This is a genomic window from Cupriavidus sp. 2TAF22 (assembly GCF_052115045.1).
In the GTDB taxonomy this organism is placed as follows: Bacteria; Pseudomonadota; Gammaproteobacteria; order Burkholderiales; family Burkholderiaceae; genus Cupriavidus.
Map to the genome: position 1 here is coordinate 1 of NZ_JBFRFX010000060.1, position 16,540 is coordinate 16,540.

A 16,540-nucleotide genomic window follows, 5' to 3' on the forward strand; every position below is an offset into this window, starting at 1 on the left:
GAACATGTTTTACTGTGCGAGCACTTTATAACTTGTAAGCTCCGATGCTTGCGCACCGGGCATCCGCTATCAAGCGCCCACACTTATCGGTTGTTTGTTTGTTAAAGAACTTGCCGCGGTTCGCTTTGCTTACCGCGTCGCTGCTTTGTCTGCAGCACATAAAAACGAGAGAAAACCGGCTACTAAACCCGAACATCACTGAACGAATTCGTATTGCTTTTTTCCTTTCTTTTTACCCCACAACTTGTGCTTTACTCTGCTTTGCTGCAGCGCATTTCGTTGCGAGGGAGCGAATATTAATGCGCGCTTATCGAAGTGGCAAGTCCTTTTGGAAAATATTTTTGACGGCGCGGCCAATCGGGCCGGCCGCAGTGCAATGAGTGCTCCTTGTTGCACTTTATGAGGATGCAGCCCAGTGCCAACATGCCGCCCGCGCTCACGGGATGCGCGAACTCTCCCGGCGCAAGGGCCGCCACCCGCCACGCAACGTCGCAAGACGAAGCCTTCGTGCTCGCGCAGATTAAACGCGGCCAGCGTCAGCTCGTTTGCTACCGCGGAAAATTGCAGGATGCCTTCATGCGCTTCGCCGTAACGCCTGCCACGAATGCTAAACGTGTGCGTTCGTCGGCACAGCCCATGACGACCTGGATCACATTGTGCAATTGCCCGCGCGTCAAGTGCTCGGGAACGAGGACGCGTCGCCAAACCGACGGGCTCAGGCCACGCAGAGCAATTCGAAGTTGCAGGACGGAGGTCGCCGGCCCGGGATCGGAAGCCATGCGCGCATTGTAGGTGCCTCATTGGCCTCCTGACAGTGATCCGGTCGTCCGCCCCCGCTTTGGCGCGGTCTCCGCTTGGGGGCGTGTCCCCAGTGAGCGGCCGATCGGCCAGCCGCAGACGATCGGCGACTGCCAACAAACGCCGGTCTCGCGTCCACGGAGCACTGCCGGGTGTCAGCCGGGTAGCGCCCGGCAGATGTGCGTCGACATAGCCAATCCCGAGGCCGTACAGCACTTGGTCGCCGATCATCCGTCGACAAACGCTGCCAGCACTATCCCGGGAGGTCACTCATAGACCTCAATTCCCTCGCCCGCTGGCGGACAGACGGAAATTCTCCAGAAATCACTGGCATTTTTTCTATTCGCCGCCAAAGTTGTTCCTGATGGGGGCCGAATGCAAATCAGCCCCTATGTAAAGTAGCCTTCTGGCATCTACTGGCCAACATGAATCGGGCGTAGAAGAACCTCTTGGTCGCATTGACTACCGACTAAGGGTTCCACCCAGCACCGTATTCGCGCCAACTCCAGGGCATCAAAGTGAGTGATATATCATGCACACCGTAATAAGAGCATATTCGGGAGCAGGCGCTAAGGAACTCTTCGATTTGTTGGAGAGGCGCACTCCTGAGATCGAATCACTGATGCGTTCGGTCCAAGGCTTTGTCAGCTACACACTGGCCCGAAGCGAGGATGGTGAATTTGGCTTCTCAGTTACCGTTTGCAATGACAAGACGGGGGTTGATGAAAGCAGCCAAAAGGCTAAGGATTGGATCGCACAGAACGCTACTGGCAATGGCGCAAGTGCCCCAACGATCTCGGAGGGACTCGTGATCCTGCACGTTAAGTAGCGGCAATGCGTGCTGACCCGATCGATCGCAGAGTTGGAGGCCGTCATCGACCGAGTCGGCCCAGCACGATCACAACTTAGCTTGCACTCTCGATTCCCATGCCCGCGGCTGAACGTGTCAGCCATGTGCTATCGGCAAGAAGCCCCGGGAAGAGACAAGCAGGTCCGGCCCGCGGTCGTCCATTCCCGGGCCAAGGGCAGGCATCAAACAAACCTGAACATTTGCATTTCACGTGCGAGGCACGCCAGGCACGCGGCGGAGTGCCAAATCGGGCAGTGAACCATTGCGTAAACGACGACTGGCGTGAATAGCCCAGCAGCGTTGCCACCCGTCCTATGGGATAACGCGCGTTGGTCAGGTAGCGAATTCCTGCCGCACGTCCTCCACAAGATTCGAAAGGTTTGTACCCGCCGCCTCGAGCTGGCGCTGCCCTTCCCTGCCAACGTAGCGATACACAAATGCCGACATCTACACTTTTCGGAGTGTCGTTCGGAACAAAGCTGTACGACAAGTGCTCGGATGGCCGCAATAAGGTCAGGCGAATGGTCTGCAACCCACACCCTCGGGGCTGACCACAACCGTATCAATCTGCAGGAAAAGGACGATTCCCCCAATTGCCGAAGAAACCATATCCCCGTCTATGTCGTCTATACTTGACACATCGAGCGGAGATTCTCGCCATGAACCCTGCACTCTTGGGTAATACGATTCAACACAAGCGGATCGCCCTCGGCCTGACCCAGCAGCAACTGGCGGATATGGCCAAACTGTCGCGCCAGTCCCTAAACGGCATTGAGCATGGAACCGTGAACGCCACGCTCGAAACGCTGGGCCGGCTGATGGACGTCCTAGGCCTTGCGCTTGATGTGTACGATCCCGACGCCGGCCGCCAGGCCAGGGGCACACCGACCCGCGCACTATGGATGGCCGCGAAGGGCGCAAACGTCAGTTACGCCGGCGAGCTCACGCCTGATCTGCTTGAATGGGCGCTGGCCACTGGCGAGGTGCCGGCGGAGTTTCGACCGCAAGTAGCCCAGGTCCTGGATGAGGCGCCACTGCAACTCGTCACCAAGGTAGTGGCCGAGGTGGCGGCGAAGCAGCACCGGAAACCGGCCGACATCTGGAAGAACCTCAGACGACTCGCGCAGTCATTGACGGCGACACGCGGAGGGCTGTGGGCATGAAGATTGAGCTCCAGGGTGACACCTGGGAAAGCCTGTTCCCTCACGCCTTCACGCTGATGGAGGAGGTCAGGAAGCACGGGGGTATCGAGCCGTTCTGGACCTTCGGGGGCGGGACGGTCCTGATGCTCCGGTACCGCCATCGCTTTTCACGCGATATCGACCTCTTTGTGCCGGACCCGCAATATCTAGGGTTCGTGACACCCCGTTTGAGCGAGACTGCAGAGGGCATCACGAGCGACTATGTGGAGCAGGGGAACTTCGTGAAGCTGGTCCTTGACGCCGGCGAAGTCGACGTCGTGGCCTCGCCCAACCTGACTGACGAGCCATTCGAGATCTGGGAGATCATGGGGCAGCCAGTCAAAGTGGAGACTGCAGCCGAAATCGTTGCCAAGAAGCTCTACCATCGGGGCGACCGCGCCATCGCACGGGATCTCTTCGACCTGGCCGTCGTGGTCGAGCAAGAACCAACAGCCCTCGCGCATGCCGCGCCGTTTCTGCTGAGGCATGCAGCCGCCTTCCTGGGCCAAATCGAGGCGGGCCCGCCGATCATGCGCGAGCAGTTCGCCAGGATCCAGCGGATCAGCTTCGACCGCAGCTTTGATGAGTGTGTCGCGCTGACGCGGGATTTTCTCGATTCGCTGCAGGAAACGGATGACGCTCCGCAGAGGGCGCGGGAACGATATCGCCCGTAAGGGGTAGCCGTACTTTTTGCGCGAAATCTGGCGGTTTTGGCGCTCTCGCTTTCTACGTCAGTGCACTGACCACAATTGTGCAACAGCTTGCTGCACAACTTCAGGCTTGGTGAACGTACACCTACCTGTACCTCCATTCGAGCAATGGGCCTCGACCTGAAGACCGCGCCAAAGCGAGGACTGACTAAGTGGCAATGCGGTAGTTTTTTGTGTTCTGGCGATGGCATTCGCGCTGATGCACGAGGACTACCAGGAAGACGGTGGACCTCAGCCTGGATCAGATACAGGTGCGCGTGCTCTCCCCTGTGGATCTCGCTGCCAGCAAAATCGCGTGACTCGCCGATAACGATCGCGAAGACATTCGCGCACTCGTTGCAGTTGGACTGACGTCGGCAGATGAGATAGAGGAACGTGCAACAGGCGCCTTCGGCAGTTACGTAGGCGGAATCGAGATGCTACAGCGAAACACTCGCGATAGCGCGTGAAGAGGAACGCATCGCCGCTGCGGTGGCGGGTACGAGGGAACGTCCTGCGTTCTGACAGTTGCCGAGGCAGCGCGACGCCCCCGGCGTCCCACCTCTCCTGGCCTGCCGCCGCCCACGTGGGCCGCTAGTCACACCAGCCTCCGTATTTCCCCGGGATTGTGTTGACATTGTCTTCGCTGAATAATCGCGTCCTCAGCCACCGCCACGCACGATGCAGAAAGGGGTTGTTGTCTAGCGAATGAAAGGAGATCACATGTTTTGCTTCGAGTATGGAACCAGCAATGTCTATGCGCAGCTTGGCTTCGCCGACGCCGAAGAGATCCCGCTGAAGGCAAACATCGTGAAAGACATCACCGACCGCATTCAGGTCAGTGGGATGCGGTTGTCGGAGGCCGCCACCCTGCTCGAGACCTCGCAATCGGATCTTCTCCTGGCACTTTGCGGCAAGTTCCAGTCCTTCCGCGTGGCCGAACTGCACAAGTGGCTGGATAGGCTAAGCATCACCTTGCAATGATTTCCTCCGCAAGCCGCTGTCCGACCGCACCGGCGACAATCGCGCATCTAGTATCTGCATTGCCGCGGCGGACGACCTGGCTCCCCTCACTCCGGGACTTGCACCCTATGCAGGCAGTGCGGCAACGCTGTCGGCCTGCCGCCTGATCCTGTAAGCCGCGTTGCAATTGGGTAAGCGACTGGCCTTCCTCACCCTTGTGGACTTGGCCTCTGCTACGAACGCTTCCTGGCCGTCCTTGCAACCGACGCCATGGAGGCCCGTCCCGTGAAAAGGCAAGCCAGGAAGCTGCGTGTGCTGGCTGCCCTCTACTCCAAGAGGAACCGACCTGACGCCAGCCAACATTTGCACGGTTGTAGGTCAAGCTTGGCGATTAAGCGCGTTTTTAATTTTGGCGTGCGGCGTCACCCTCCTCTCCAGGCCAAGCGACGAATGAACTGCACTCTGGCCGCGCCAGGTACGTCGTGCGTCACTTAAGTAGATCCTCATACTGCGCTAAATCCGCGCCAACTTGTGGCGCAGTTTGAAGACCTGCGCCACAGCCCACATGTCCACTGCCCCGAGGAAGTTCGAACGTGGCCTCCCGGGAGCAGATGCGGAGCTTAGTCAGCATCGACCACATTTCATTGCCGCTATTGGCCTCGTCGCTTGCTGGCTCCATGGGTTGTGGGAGTTTGACGCTAGGCGATTAATTGCGTTTTGCTGCGAGGATAGGGCGGCTGAGGCGCCAGCCGACATGCCGACATGCTGGCTGCTGGCTGCTGGCTGCTGGCTCGGGTCTTCAGAGGCGGTCGGTTGTGGCTGGTGTTACAGGAAGCCGTTAAAAAGCCCTGGCAGAGACCGCCCGGGCATTTTAGCGGCTTCAATTAGGCAACGCGCAGCCGGCATGACGGTGCCTCGTCCCGGATAAGCACCCTGCCCATAGCCCATTAGACGCCCTCCCGTTCCTTTAGGGCCGACTGGACGTCAACCATCGTCAATACTGCGCGTCAGAATCGATGCCGAAGCCCGATACCACCACCCACCTTGCTTCCTTTTTCACCCATGAATGTCGGTAGCGTGTAGCCGCCGTTGATTCGATTAAAGTCGACCTCCGCATAGACGTCCGTCCGCTTTGATAAGGCGTAGTCTGCGACCCCGTTCACCATAATCCGGCTGCCGTCGGCATTCTGCTGCCTGTCATAGTGCGCCGCGACAGACAGCGTGAGTGCAGAGGTTGCATCGATGGCGAAGCCGCCGGTGAAGACATCATTGCGCGTCGGGCTGACATCGAAGCGATTGTTGAGATAGCCGAAGGTCAGCTTGACGATGCCTGCCTGGTAGTTTCCGCCGAGACCCCAGACCTTGCGAGATTCCGGAGTGGTCAGTGCATTAGCCTGCTGCCAGAACGCGCCGACGTCGACGCGGCTGTCTGTGTATCCCACCGAGACACCATAGCTGGAACTACGCTTTGTCTGGCCCGGCACCTCCCCGAAGGTGTAGTGCGCACCTGCCGAGAATGCCCCCCACTGGCCAAAGTACTTGGCCATATTGTCTTGCCGTGGGCCCGTGTAGCCGTTGAGAATCGTAACGGCGTCCAGGTTCGGGTGCCCGTTCGGCTGGAAGCGGCTTGTCGCGTCGTACGCGGTGGTGAACTGGCGCCCAAAGGTGAGTCTGCCAAAGCCGACCTTGTTCAGCCCAACGAAGGCAGCGCGCCCGAACAGGCGAGGCTGCCCGTTCGTGGATTGTTCCCCGTAGCTGGCCGTCTTCGTGGCTTGCGACCCCATACCCGTTGTTGGATCAAACCCGCTTTCCAGATTGAACAGCGCAGACAAGCCACCCCCGAGCTCCTCAGTTCCGCGCATGCCCCAGCGTGAACCGTTGTAATAGCCGCTCGCAAGTTCGGCGAGATTCCCACCGCCAGCATTATTGTTGGAGTAGCGCACCATGGTATCCATGACGCCATACAACGTCACACTGGAAGTTGACTGGGCCTGCGCCTGTGCGGCAGTGGCGAACATCGTGAGGCAAAGGGCGATCTTTCGCTGCATTGAATCTGTTCTCCTCTTTTCTTGTGGATTTTCGAGCTCGCTGATTTGCCGCGACGTAGCCGCGAAACTCTGATATGGACATGTCGCATGAAAAACATGGGCGCAAGAAGCCGCTGCCTCGTATCGATGGAGGCAAAAACCGATACAGATGGATATTCCCAACGAAAAGTAGCCGTCTGGTTACCGGACTTGTCTCGGTACCAAAGCGATTGACATCGAAAGCTGCTCAGCAGCTTCAGATGGAGCCGCTGTAAAGCGGGAGATCTTCGGAGAGTTGAGAGCTGACCGCCCTCAATCGATGGTGATGTTCGCCTTGTGGACGACGCCTCGCCAAAGTTGAATCTGGTCCTTGATGTACGCCGCGAACTGCTCGGGCGTGTTGGACATCGGCTCAAGCCCTTCTTTGCGGAACAGTTCAAGCGTCTCGGGATTCTTCAAGGCGGCCACCACTTCTTTGTTGAGCCTGTCCACGATTGGCCGGGGCGTCCCGGCGACCGTCAGCAGTCCATACCACTGATCCGCGACGAATCCCTCAAAGCCTTTGGTCTCACTGATGGTCGGCACGTTGGGTAGCTGTGGCAATCGCTTCGCCGAAGCAACGGCGATGGGACGCAGACGGCCTGCCTTCAGGAAGGGGGAAAGAGGTGGATAGCCCGTCAGCGCTAGCGACGTCATGCCTGCGACCAAGTCACTCAGCGCCGGAGCGGTGCCCTTGTAAGGCACGTGCTGGATCTGCACATTCGCCCTCAGCTTGAAGTACTCGGTGGCAAGATGCGCAGCGCTGCCATTTCCCGCCGATGCATAATCGTAGCCATTGGGCTTGGCGCGAAGGGCTTGTATCAGACCATCCACGGTTTTCACGTCGAGCTTTTCGGGATTGACTGCCAGGACGTTGGGCACGCTCGCTACCAACGAGATAGGCGCGAAATCCTTCACCGGGTCGTAGGGCAAGCGCCGGTATAGGGTCGTATTGGCGCCAAATGTCCCGACTGCGCCCAGAATGAGCGTGTACCCGTCTGCCGGTTGCAGCTTCGCGTATTGGGTGCCGACAACACCCCCTGCCCCGGGCTTGTTTTCCACTACTACGGGCTGGCCGAGCGCGATGCTCAGCTGCTTGCCCATGACACGCGCAATGATATCGGTGCTACCACCGGGCGTGAATGGCACGACCAACGTGACGGGACGCGATGGATACTTGTCTGCGGCGTAAAGCACCCCAGGGACTACCGCGACACAACTGAGTGTCAACGCAAATGCAGCTTTCTTGAACATTGGATAAAGTCTCCTCGACTGATGCTCGAATTGATTGGCAAATGGGCGGCGGGCAATCGATCCTGCCCTACAAGGGCTCAGGAACGCGTGCCGCGAAACTCGATGTGCCGCTGCCGCTCAAGCAGTCGACGGGCCCGTTCGATGATAGGAAGGTCAATCATGCGTCCGTCCAGTTGGAACGATGCGCCGGGACATAGAGTAGCGAGCGCCAGACGGGCAATGCACGCTGCTTAGTGCGTTCAGCCATGCCTGTCATCGTGCCTGCTCCTCGATGGCCGTAGTGCGGTGTACGGTTGCGCCGATGGTCAGCAAGTTGTCGATATCCCGCTCGGCAACCCCGATGCTGCGCAGCAACTCAACGCTATGTTCTCCGATATGCGGCGCCGGCCAATTGAGAGTCGGTTCGTAGCTCGAGAAACGAATCGGATTTCGCAGATTGGTAATCGTCCCCTCGGTAGGATGTTCGACCTTCTGGAAGAAGCCCGTCTCGGCCAGGTGCGGGTCCTCCAGCACTGAGTCGAGCGTGTGCAATGGAGCTGCGGGAATGTCTGCTGCTTCTAAGATTTCAAGCCACTCTCTTGTGGTTCGTGCCGCAAATGCCTCGTTACGGATACGGAACATCTCCCCGATGTTCTCGAAGCGTGCCCGCTTTTCGGCAAAGCGCGCGTCAGTGCGCAGTTCGGGGCGTCCTATGGCCTCGAACATGGCGAAGACTTGTGCGTCGGTATTGGCCGTCACGCAGATATAGCCATCAGCAGTTGGAACTGGCCGGGAGTTGGGGTCAAGTAGTCGCGAGTCCCCGGTGTCGCCAAGGGGTGGGTCAAAAGTCTTCAAGAACAAGTGCTCGGCCAGCACAAATGCGGTCATGCACTCGAACATGGGAACTTCGATAGCCTGCGGCCCGCCGTGGCGCAGTCTCTGCACCACTGCCATCAGGATGCAGTTGGCGACCATCACACCGACGGTACGGTCGGCAATGACCATCGGCACGAAGCGAGGCTGTCCGTCGCCGCCGTTGTTGATGGCAGCCAGGCCGGAGGCTCCCTGAATAATAGAGTCGTAGGCCGGCTTGTCGCGATAGCGCCCCTGCTGGCCGAAGCCCACCACGCTGCAATAGATGAGGTCGGGCTTGATTCTGAACAGATCCTCAGCCGACAGCCCAAGGCGCGCGGCGGCAGCCGGCCTCATGTTATGCACAACCACATCCGCGGTGGCGATCAGCTTTTTGAGGGCGTCAAGAGCGCCCGGCTTTTTCAGGTCCAGCGCCAGGCTCTTCTTGTTGCGATTCAGGTGCAAGTATTTGGCGGCCATGCCTGGCGTCGGCGAGCCCCCTCCTATCCAGCGGGCGAGGTCGCCAGATGGATGCTCAACCTTGATGACTTCCGCGCCAAAGTCAGCGAGGAACTGGGTTGCATAGGGTCCGACCACGACTTGCGTCAGGTCGACGATGCGCAGGCCACCCAGAGGGGCAACACCTTCGCCTGCGGCGGCGGCTTCTTGCGGAGTGGACGCGTTCATGCCACCTCCTGCATGCCGGAGCCTTGCAGCGTCGTTTTCCCCGTTTCTGTCACGACTCGGAACGCAATTTCGCCGGGATTGTCACCGGTGCGGCTCTCGACCTGAAATGATTCACCCTCAAACAACGGCGCCGTGTTGCGCGTCGTGATGCCTGCCAGGCGCACTCCACCCCAGGCATGGTGGACGTGCTCGGCGGCGAAAAGCGCGGAGAGGCCTCCGTTGACGACCAAGCGAGGATAGCCTTCTACCTCCGTGGCGTACGGATAGTCATAGTGAATGCGATGGCCGTTGAAGCAGAGGGCGCTATAGCGGAAGAGCGTTACGGCGTCCGCCACAATGGTGATGGATCGATGTGTCGCTTCGAAAGGAGCTTTCGGCGATGCGTTGACCGGGCCACTGGCCTCACCCAGAGCGTTGTTTCGATAGACGATATCCTGCTCTTCGACTACCACATTACCAACTGCGTTGCTGACGGTGTGGCGCACCGTCACGAAGACCAACAGTCCGGAACTGCCTTGCTTGGGCGTGACGGAGGCGATGGCGGACGTCCGAGTGAGTTCGTCGCCGATCCGTATGGGAGCGAGGAACTGGATTCGCTTGCCCGCGAACATGCGCTTTGGCAGCGGTACTGGGGGCAGAAAATCGCCTGGCGCGGGATGGCCGTCCCGGCCCAGCTGAGACCGCGACACGACGCGCGGGAAAAGCACGCTGTACCACATCTGGGGAAATTCAACACCTTGCGCGAAGGAAGTGCTGCGAGGGGACTCAAGGGTGGCCATCAAGCGCTCGGCCAAGGGCACCGTAACGACGTCGGTTGCCGTCTCGCTGCGGCCGATCCAGGATTGCAGCGCGTCGAGGGATGCCGGCGTAATGCTGGAGGTCATGCTGTTGTCTCGCTTGGGTTTTCCATGCCGCCATGGTAGTTTCCCGGGACGTTTCCAAGAAATGGTAAATTTCAGATTAGGATTCCAAACTGGAATAGTCGTGTTGGCACCGGCGGTTCGGGGCCCCGCCTCAAGAACGCACCATGGGAAGAGACTCGCCACGGGCAGCCAGGGTGAGCGCTGTTCCTAGCAAGGAAGCATCATGAAACTGCAGCAAGTAAGGGCTTTCTGCGCCGTCGTGGACTACGATATGAACGTGTCACGGGCCGCCCGGGAACTTCATACGACCCAGTCAGCGGTCAGCAAGCAGATCGCACTGCTGGAGGAAAGCCTTGGGGCAGCGCTGCTAATCCGCTCCAAGAGCCGCATCTTCGGCCTTACTGACGTTGGAGAACGGACGCTGCAATGCATGCGCAGCATGTTGGCCGCAACGGAGGACATTGCCCACATCGTTGCGGATCACCGACGGGAGGCGAATGGCCGCCTGGCCATCGCCACCACGCATACCCATGCCCGCTATGTGCTGCAGGACATCGTGCCCTCGTTCTCCAAGCGCTACCCCAGCGTGGGGCTACATCTGGTACAGGCTTCCCCATCGGAAATTGCACACTTGGTGGCCACCGGCGAGGTGAACCTCGGGCTTTCCACCGCGCCTCAGTTCCTGCAACCGACGCTCGCAGCCATTCCTTGCTACGAACTCGCGCATGTTCTGATTGGGGAACGTGGCCATCCGGTGTTCGATGCCCAGCCGCTAACGCTTGAGGCCATCGCTCGTTATCCGCTGATTACCTACAGCGAGCAGCACGCCATTGGCCGACGCGTCCACGAAGCCTTCGAGGATGCCGACCTGATGCCCAAGATTGCTGTGCGCGGGGCCGATGTCGAGATTATGAAGAATTACGCCGCCTCTGGCGTGGGGCTGGCTATCATCCCGCTCGTTGCGTACTCCCGCTCACATGATCGCAAGCTGGATGCAAGCCCCGTAGACCACCTGTTTCCCACTAGCACCGTCTATGCGCTCGCCAGGCGAGGCGCCTACTGGCCACGCCATTTGTACGAGTTCGTCGGGAAATTGGCACCTGACCTCACGCCGGCGGCAATCGAGGAGGCCTTGCTCAATGCCGCGCAACCGAGCTGATGGATGGCGCCGGCACTCTCGCTAGCACCCTGCGCTTTTCGCACCCTGCTAGCGGATGATCGCGCGGACCTGGCGTCCTTTTCCGGCTCGCCCTTGTCGTCAAAGCATCTCTATGCGTGCGGCCCGGCGGGCTTCATCGAAGCCGTGCTAGACGCCGCGCGGGCCGCCGGATGAGCGGCGACATTGAACACACGAAACGAAGCGCCAGGATCCGGGGGAAGGCAGCCAGAAGGCGTCGGAAGTACTTCGATTCTTGCTACCTATTCTGTGGCGCTGCACCTGATTCTGATGGAAGTGCTTGGCATGGCTGCGGTGAATGGTGCGAATCGTCGCCCGCGAAGGAGGCGTCGGATCAGGTAGCGGTCGCGGCTCGTCCGGATGCATGGCCGTGAAAGCGACGCTGTTCGTGGTCATCCACGGCCACGAACAGCATTTCCCAGCCGGCGCCATCCACTCTGCCGCGACGGCTGCCTGCCACGTGGTGGCTGGGCAGCTCAATACACCAGAGCTTCTCGGAGCAAGTCGCTCGACGCGCATGCTCGTAACGCACAACCGGCTAGCGGCTGCAGGTCACTGAGCGTTGACCGCGTTCAACTGAATAATCTGCGCCATGATTTCCTCGATGTGTCCGGTCTGCTGGTTCTATCGTCACTCCAGGCTAATCCACGTCGTCTTCAGATCGGTGTACTTGTCCAGCGCATGCAAGGACTTGTCCCGTCCCGAGCCGGACTGCTTCACGCCGCCGAACGGCACCGTCACATCGCTGTCCATATAGCAGTTGACCCATACCAGCCCCGCCTGCAGCTTGCGCGATACGCGGTGGGCGCGGGCCAGATTGGATGTCCAGAGCCCCGAGCCCAAGCCATAGGGCGAATCGTTGGCCATGCGGATGGCCTCGTCTTCCGTATCGAACCGGGTCACTGCCAGCACCGGGCCGAAGATTTCCTCGCGCACGATAGTGAGCGACTGCGTCGGGCACTCGAAGATGGTTGGCTGCATATAGAAGCCGCCGCTATCTGCATGCGCACGTTTGCCACCGGCGCGCAGGCGGGCACCTTCGTCCTCGCCGCTCTTCACGTAGGACATCACCCGCTGCAACTGCGCGCCGTCGACGATGGCGCCCATTGCAGTAGCAGGGTCCAGCGGATCGCCCGGCTGCATGCGCGCGGCATGCGCTTCCAGCTTCTCCATGAACGCATCATAGATGCCGCCTTGCACATACAGGCGGGAACCGGCGATGCAGATCTCGCCCTGGTTGCTGAAAATGCCAATGGCGGCGGCCTGCGCGGCACGGTCCAGGTCCGGACAGTCGTCAAAGACGATGTGCGGCGACTTGCCGCCGCACTCTAGCCACACGCGCTTGAGATTGGACTGCCCCGAATACTCCATGAAGCGCTTGCCGGTTGCGGTGGAACCGGTAAAGGCAATGCAATCCACATCCGGATGGCGGCCCAATGCCTGCCCGGCGGCAGCGCCAAGACCCGGGACCACATTGAAGACACCTGCCGGAATGCCGGCCTGCTCGGCAAGTTCCGCCAGCCGTAACGCGGTCAGCGGCGATTGCTCCGCCGGCTTCAGCACCACACTGTTACCTGCGGCCAACGCAGGCGCCACCTTCCAGCTGGCCATCAGCAGCGGATAGTTCCAGGGCACCACCGCCGCGACCACGCCCAACGGCTCGCGCGTGATGGTGGCCAGCACGCTCGGACCGGTAGGCGCGATCTCGTCGTATATCTTGTCGATGGCTTCGCCGTACCAGGCATAGGTGCGAGCGGCCTCGGGAATGTCGTATTGCAGCGTCTCGGCAATGGGCTTGCCCATGTCGAGCGTTTCCAGCAGCGCCAGTTCTTCGCGGTGCGCGTCGATCAGCTGCGATAGCCTGAGCAGGGCCGCCTTCCGGACGCTGCGCGGCAAGTCCGACCAGACGCCGGACCGAAACGCTTTGCGCGCGGCACGCACGGCGCGGTCGACATCCTCGGCGCCGCAGGCAGCAACCGTGGCGAGCACCTTGCCGGTAGCGGGGTTGAGGGTCTCGAAGGTGGCACCATCGGCGGCGTCAACCCAGCAGCCGTCGATATAGGCTTGCGAACGGATCGGCACCGCTTCCGCCTGCTTGCGCCAATGGGCGAGATCTCGCAGATTGTTCATCGTGGGTTCCTTGCATTCATTGGGAATCGGCAAGCTCAGGCGTTAGCCTGTGCCACCATGGCGCCGAGCAGTACATTGGCCCCGGCCTCCAGGTGCTCCGGCTTGGCGTCTTCGATCTCGTTGTGGCTGATGCCGTCCTTGCAGGGCACGAAGATCATCGCGGTGGGCGCGATGCCGGCGATGTAGACGGCGTCATGGCCGGCGCCCGTAACGATGTCCTGGTGGCTGTAGCCCCTGGCGGCCGCCTGCTCGCGCACATGGCCGATCAGTTCCTGCGCGAACGGCGTGGGCGCGAAGTACTGCACGTCTTCCACGGCCACATCGAGGGCCGCGCCGGTGGTGGTGCCTTCCGCCACGGCGGCACAGGCGGCGCGAAGCCGTGCATCCATCTCGGCAAGCCGCGCAGGATCGAGGTGGCGCAGGTCGACCGTGAACTTCACGGCCCCGGGGATGACATTGCGCGACGACGGATGCACATTGACCACGCCCACGGTACCGCGCCCGTGCGGCGCGAAGTCGTTGGCGATGCGAATCACTTCCTGCATCAGGAAGGTGGCGCCGTAGAGCGCGTCCTTGCGCAGAGGCATCGGCGTGGGGCCGGCGTGCGCCTCCATGCCGGTCACGGTGACGTCATACCAGCGCAGGCCGAGCGATCCGGTCACTACGCCGATCACCTTGTCTTCCGCTTCCAGCACGGGGCCTTGCTCGATATGCGCTTCGAAGTATGCGCCAATCTGGCGGCCGACTTCCGCATCGCCGGCGTAGCCGATCGACGCCAGTTCGTCCGCCACGCGCTTGCCGTCGGTATCGGTGGCCGACAGTGCGATCTCCAGCGGAAAGACGCCGGCGAACACGCCGGAACCCATCATTACCGGGACAAACCGGGAGCCCTCTTCATTGGTCCAGATCGCCACCTCTAGCGGCGCTTCGGTGGTGATGCCGTGGTCGTTGAGGGTGCGCATGACCTCCAGCCCCGCCAGCACGCCGTAGCACCCGTCGAACTTGCCGCCGGTGGGCTGCGTGTCGATATGGCTGCCGGTCATGACCGGAGCCAGCGCGTCGTTGCGTCCGGCGCGGCGGCCAAAGATATTGCCAACCTTGTCGACCGTCACGCTGAGGCCGGCATCGCGCATCCATCCGGTCACCAGGTCGCGACCCTGCCCGTCAAGCGCAGTGAGCGCCAGGCGCGCGTTGCCGCCCTTGGGCGTGGCGCCGATCGCCGCGAGGTCCATCAACGATTGCCACAAGCGGTCGCCATTGATTGCGAGTGCGGTCATCTCATTTCTCCTTGCACGGTCGTGGCCATTACTTGGCGTCGGATTGCCGGGCGAAGGCTTCCGAGCGGATCTGCGACAGTGTCATGCCGGGCGCAATGCCGTCGGCGTCATAGCGCAGCTCGAGCAATGCCGGCAATTGCTGGCTATTGGCGAACGCCAGCGCACGCGCGAACGCGGGACCGAACTCTTCATCGCTTGCAACGATCTCGCCATAGCCGCGATAAGCGCGAATCAGTTCGCTGAATTCCGGATTGTCGAAGCCCAGCGCCACGGTGCGGCCAGGGAACTCGCGCTCCTGGTGGGCGCGGATAGTGCCCCAGATGCCGTTGTTGAACACCAGCACGACGATCCCGACGCGATACTGCATGGCCACGCCGAGCTCCTGCAGGTTCATCTGGAAGCAACCATCGCCCGCGTAGCAGATCACGGTGCGATCGGGGTTCTCGAGCTTGGCGGCAATGGCGGCGGGCAGGCCGTAGCCCATCGATCCCACGGTCGGCGCCAGGCTGGTGCCGACGCCCTTGAAGCGGTAGTAGGCATGCGGGTACAGCGCGTAGTTGCCAGCGCCCACGGTGATGCAGGTGTCTTCTGGCACGTTGTCGCGCACGTGGCAAGCAGCGACATTGAGGTTGAGCGCGCCGGGCGCGGCCTTGGGTTCTTGCTCCGACAGATACGCCTGATGCGATTCATGGCCGGCATTGCGCGCACCGCGCGCGGCCGTTGGCGATAGCTGGCTCACCGCGGCGGCAAACGACACGACATCGGCGGCAATGGGCAGCGTCGGATGGAACACGCGGCCAAGCTCGTTGGCGTCCGGGTACACATGGATCAGGCGCTGCTTCGGCAGCGGGCTTTCCACCACCGTATACCCCTCGCTGGTTGCCTCGCCCATGCGGGTGCCTACGGCGATCAGCAGGTCACTCTCCAGTACGCGCTGGCGCAGCGAATCCGGCATCGCCCAGCCCACGTGGCCGGCGAAATTGGGATGATGGTTATCGAAGCACTCCAGGCGGCGCCACGCAACCCCGACCGGCAACGCAAAGCGCTCGGCAAACCCCTCCATCTGTCGGGCGGCTTCCGGCGTCCAGCCGGAGCCGCCGATCAACAGGAACGGCCGCTCGGCCTGCTCGACCAACTCGGCCAGCGACGCGATGGCATCCGGCGTGGGCGCGCTGTACGCACGGCGATAGCGCGGGACGTCGGCGACCCTGGCCTTGCCCCATAGTGTGTCCTCTGGCAGCGCCAGCACGACCGGGCCAGGCCGGCCGCTGGTGGCCACCGCAAACGCGCGCGCGATGAATTCGGGAATGCGATCGGTGCGATCGATCTGCGCCACCCATTTGGTCATCTCCCCGAACATGCGGCGGTAGTCGATCTCCTGGAATGCTTCGCGCTCGTAGAAGTCATTTCCGACCTGGCCAACGAACAGGATCATGGGCGTCGAATCCTGGTACGCCGTGTGCACCGCGATGCTGGCGTTCGTGGCGCCCGGGCCGCGCGTCACAAAGCAGATGCCAGGCTCGCCGGTGAGTTTGCCATGGGACTCCGCCATATAGCCTGCTCCGCTCTCCTGCCGGCAGACGATGGGCTGGATCTTGTCCTGATGGTCGTACAGCGCGTCGATGCAAGGCAGATAGCTTTCTCCCGGCACCAGAAAGACGCGCTTTACGCCCTGGATAATCAGTTGGTCAATCAGGATCTGACCGCCATTGCGCTCAGGCAGGGCCTGTGAAGTGCGAGGAGATTGGTTGCTCATGTCATTGGTTCCGTTGCT

General features: G+C 61.0%; 13 protein-coding genes. 5 read left to right on the forward strand and 8 right to left on the reverse strand.

Features of this window, described 5'->3' with window-relative positions:
- Positions 1-548 precede the first annotated feature (548 nt).
- Entirely contained in the window at positions 549-779 is a 231-nt protein-coding gene (locus AB4Z48_RS36910; RefSeq protein ID WP_441623276.1) for an IS1096 element passenger TnpR family protein, read from the reverse strand.
- Positions 780-1,330: 551 nt separating this feature from the next.
- Here AB4Z48_RS36910 and AB4Z48_RS36915 point away from each other — a divergent pair.
- From AB4Z48_RS36915 to AB4Z48_RS36930, 4 genes are all read left to right on the forward strand, one after another.
- The gene (locus AB4Z48_RS36915; protein WP_441623278.1) at positions 1,331-1,627 is read left to right on the forward strand and encodes a hypothetical protein; all 297 of its coding nucleotides are present in this window, start codon (positions 1,331-1,333) and stop codon (positions 1,625-1,627) included.
- A gap of 680 nt (positions 1,628-2,307) precedes the next feature.
- Positions 2,308-2,811 (forward strand): helix-turn-helix transcriptional regulator, encoded by a 504-nt coding sequence (locus tag AB4Z48_RS36920; RefSeq protein WP_441623280.1) that lies wholly within the window; start codon positions 2,308-2,310, stop codon positions 2,809-2,811.
- Positions 2,808-3,503 carry a nucleotidyl transferase AbiEii/AbiGii toxin family protein gene (locus tag AB4Z48_RS36925; RefSeq protein WP_441623281.1) on the forward strand — a complete coding sequence of 232 codons (696 nt, stop codon included), beginning with the start codon at positions 2,808-2,810 and terminating at the stop codon, positions 3,501-3,503. The genes AB4Z48_RS36920 and AB4Z48_RS36925 overlap by 4 nt, the downstream gene beginning before the upstream one ends.
- 738 nt (positions 3,504-4,241) lie before the next feature.
- The gene (locus AB4Z48_RS36930; protein ID WP_441623283.1) at positions 4,242-4,502 is read left to right on the forward strand and encodes an XRE family transcriptional regulator; all 261 of its coding nucleotides are present in this window, start codon (positions 4,242-4,244) and stop codon (positions 4,500-4,502) included.
- A gap of 986 nt (positions 4,503-5,488) precedes the next feature.
- Here AB4Z48_RS36930 and AB4Z48_RS36935 read toward each other — a convergent pair.
- From AB4Z48_RS36935 to AB4Z48_RS36950, 4 genes are all read right to left on the reverse strand, one after another.
- Positions 5,489-6,529 (reverse strand): porin, encoded by a 1,041-nt coding sequence (locus tag AB4Z48_RS36935; protein WP_441623285.1) that lies wholly within the window; start codon positions 6,527-6,529, stop codon positions 5,489-5,491.
- Positions 6,530-6,820: 291 nt separating this feature from the next.
- Positions 6,821-7,801: a Bug family tripartite tricarboxylate transporter substrate binding protein gene (locus AB4Z48_RS36940; RefSeq protein ID WP_441623287.1), complete on the reverse strand. Its 981-nt coding sequence runs from the start codon at positions 7,799-7,801 to the stop codon at positions 6,821-6,823.
- 252 nt (positions 7,802-8,053) lie between these two features.
- Positions 8,054-9,319 carry a CaiB/BaiF CoA transferase family protein gene (locus tag AB4Z48_RS36945; protein WP_441623289.1) on the reverse strand — a complete coding sequence of 422 codons (1,266 nt, stop codon included), beginning with the start codon at positions 9,317-9,319 and terminating at the stop codon, positions 8,054-8,056.
- A complete protein-coding gene (locus tag AB4Z48_RS36950; protein ID WP_441623291.1) occupies positions 9,316-10,203 on the reverse strand; it encodes an FAS1-like dehydratase domain-containing protein in 888 nt (295 codons plus the stop codon). The genes AB4Z48_RS36945 and AB4Z48_RS36950 overlap by 4 nt, the downstream gene beginning before the upstream one ends.
- Before the next feature lie 202 nt (positions 10,204-10,405).
- Between AB4Z48_RS36950 and AB4Z48_RS36955 the strand changes: the two genes are divergently transcribed.
- Positions 10,406-11,341, forward strand: coding sequence for a LysR substrate-binding domain-containing protein (locus AB4Z48_RS36955; RefSeq protein ID WP_441623293.1), 936 nt, complete (start codon positions 10,406-10,408; stop codon positions 11,339-11,341).
- A 648-nt stretch (positions 11,342-11,989) separates the two neighbouring features.
- Here AB4Z48_RS36955 and AB4Z48_RS36960 read toward each other — a convergent pair.
- The 3 genes from AB4Z48_RS36960 to AB4Z48_RS36970 are packed head-to-tail and all read right to left on the reverse strand — an operon-like array spanning position 11,990 to position 16,522.
- Positions 11,990-13,489 carry an aldehyde dehydrogenase gene (locus AB4Z48_RS36960; protein ID WP_441623295.1) on the reverse strand — a complete coding sequence of 500 codons (1,500 nt, stop codon included), beginning with the start codon at positions 13,487-13,489 and terminating at the stop codon, positions 11,990-11,992.
- Between the two features lie 35 nt (positions 13,490-13,524).
- On the reverse strand, positions 13,525-14,766 hold the full coding sequence (locus tag AB4Z48_RS36965; RefSeq protein ID WP_441623296.1) for a Zn-dependent hydrolase: 1,242 nt from the start codon (positions 14,764-14,766) through the stop codon (positions 13,525-13,527).
- A 28-nt stretch (positions 14,767-14,794) separates the two neighbouring features.
- Positions 14,795-16,522 (reverse strand): thiamine pyrophosphate-binding protein, encoded by a 1,728-nt coding sequence (locus tag AB4Z48_RS36970; protein ID WP_441623298.1) that lies wholly within the window; start codon positions 16,520-16,522, stop codon positions 14,795-14,797.
- Between the last annotated feature and the right edge of the window lie 18 nt (positions 16,523-16,540).

What these genes read in the sequence shown, in the direction of transcription:
- AB4Z48_RS36925 (WP_441623281.1), top strand. Translation starts at nt 2,808, where the DNA reads ATGAAGATTGAGCTCCAGGGTGACACCTGGGAAAGCCTGTTCCCTCAC.
- AB4Z48_RS36970 (WP_441623298.1), bottom strand. Translation starts at nt 16,522, where the DNA reads ATGAGCAACCAATCTCCTCGCACTTCACAGGCCCTGCCTGAGCGCAAT.
- AB4Z48_RS36910 (WP_441623276.1), bottom strand. Translation starts at nt 779, where the DNA reads ATGGCTTCCGATCCCGGGCCGGCGACCTCCGTCCTGCAACTTCGAATT.
- AB4Z48_RS36955 (WP_441623293.1), top strand. Translation starts at nt 10,406, where the DNA reads ATGAAACTGCAGCAAGTAAGGGCTTTCTGCGCCGTCGTGGACTACGAT.
- AB4Z48_RS36940 (WP_441623287.1), bottom strand. Translation starts at nt 7,801, where the DNA reads ATGTTCAAGAAAGCTGCATTTGCGTTGACACTCAGTTGTGTCGCGGTA.
- AB4Z48_RS36960 (WP_441623295.1), bottom strand. Translation starts at nt 13,489, where the DNA reads ATGAACAATCTGCGAGATCTCGCCCATTGGCGCAAGCAGGCGGAAGCG.
- AB4Z48_RS36945 (WP_441623289.1), bottom strand. Translation starts at nt 9,319, where the DNA reads ATGAACGCGTCCACTCCGCAAGAAGCCGCCGCCGCAGGCGAAGGTGTT.
- AB4Z48_RS36915 (WP_441623278.1), top strand. Translation starts at nt 1,331, where the DNA reads ATGCACACCGTAATAAGAGCATATTCGGGAGCAGGCGCTAAGGAACTC.
- AB4Z48_RS36920 (WP_441623280.1), top strand. Translation starts at nt 2,308, where the DNA reads ATGAACCCTGCACTCTTGGGTAATACGATTCAACACAAGCGGATCGCC.
- AB4Z48_RS36965 (WP_441623296.1), bottom strand. Translation starts at nt 14,766, where the DNA reads ATGACCGCACTCGCAATCAATGGCGACCGCTTGTGGCAATCGTTGATG.
- AB4Z48_RS36950 (WP_441623291.1), bottom strand. Translation starts at nt 10,203, where the DNA reads ATGACCTCCAGCATTACGCCGGCATCCCTCGACGCGCTGCAATCCTGG.
- AB4Z48_RS36935 (WP_441623285.1), bottom strand. Translation starts at nt 6,529, where the DNA reads ATGCAGCGAAAGATCGCCCTTTGCCTCACGATGTTCGCCACTGCCGCA.
- AB4Z48_RS36930 (WP_441623283.1), top strand. Translation starts at nt 4,242, where the DNA reads ATGTTTTGCTTCGAGTATGGAACCAGCAATGTCTATGCGCAGCTTGGC.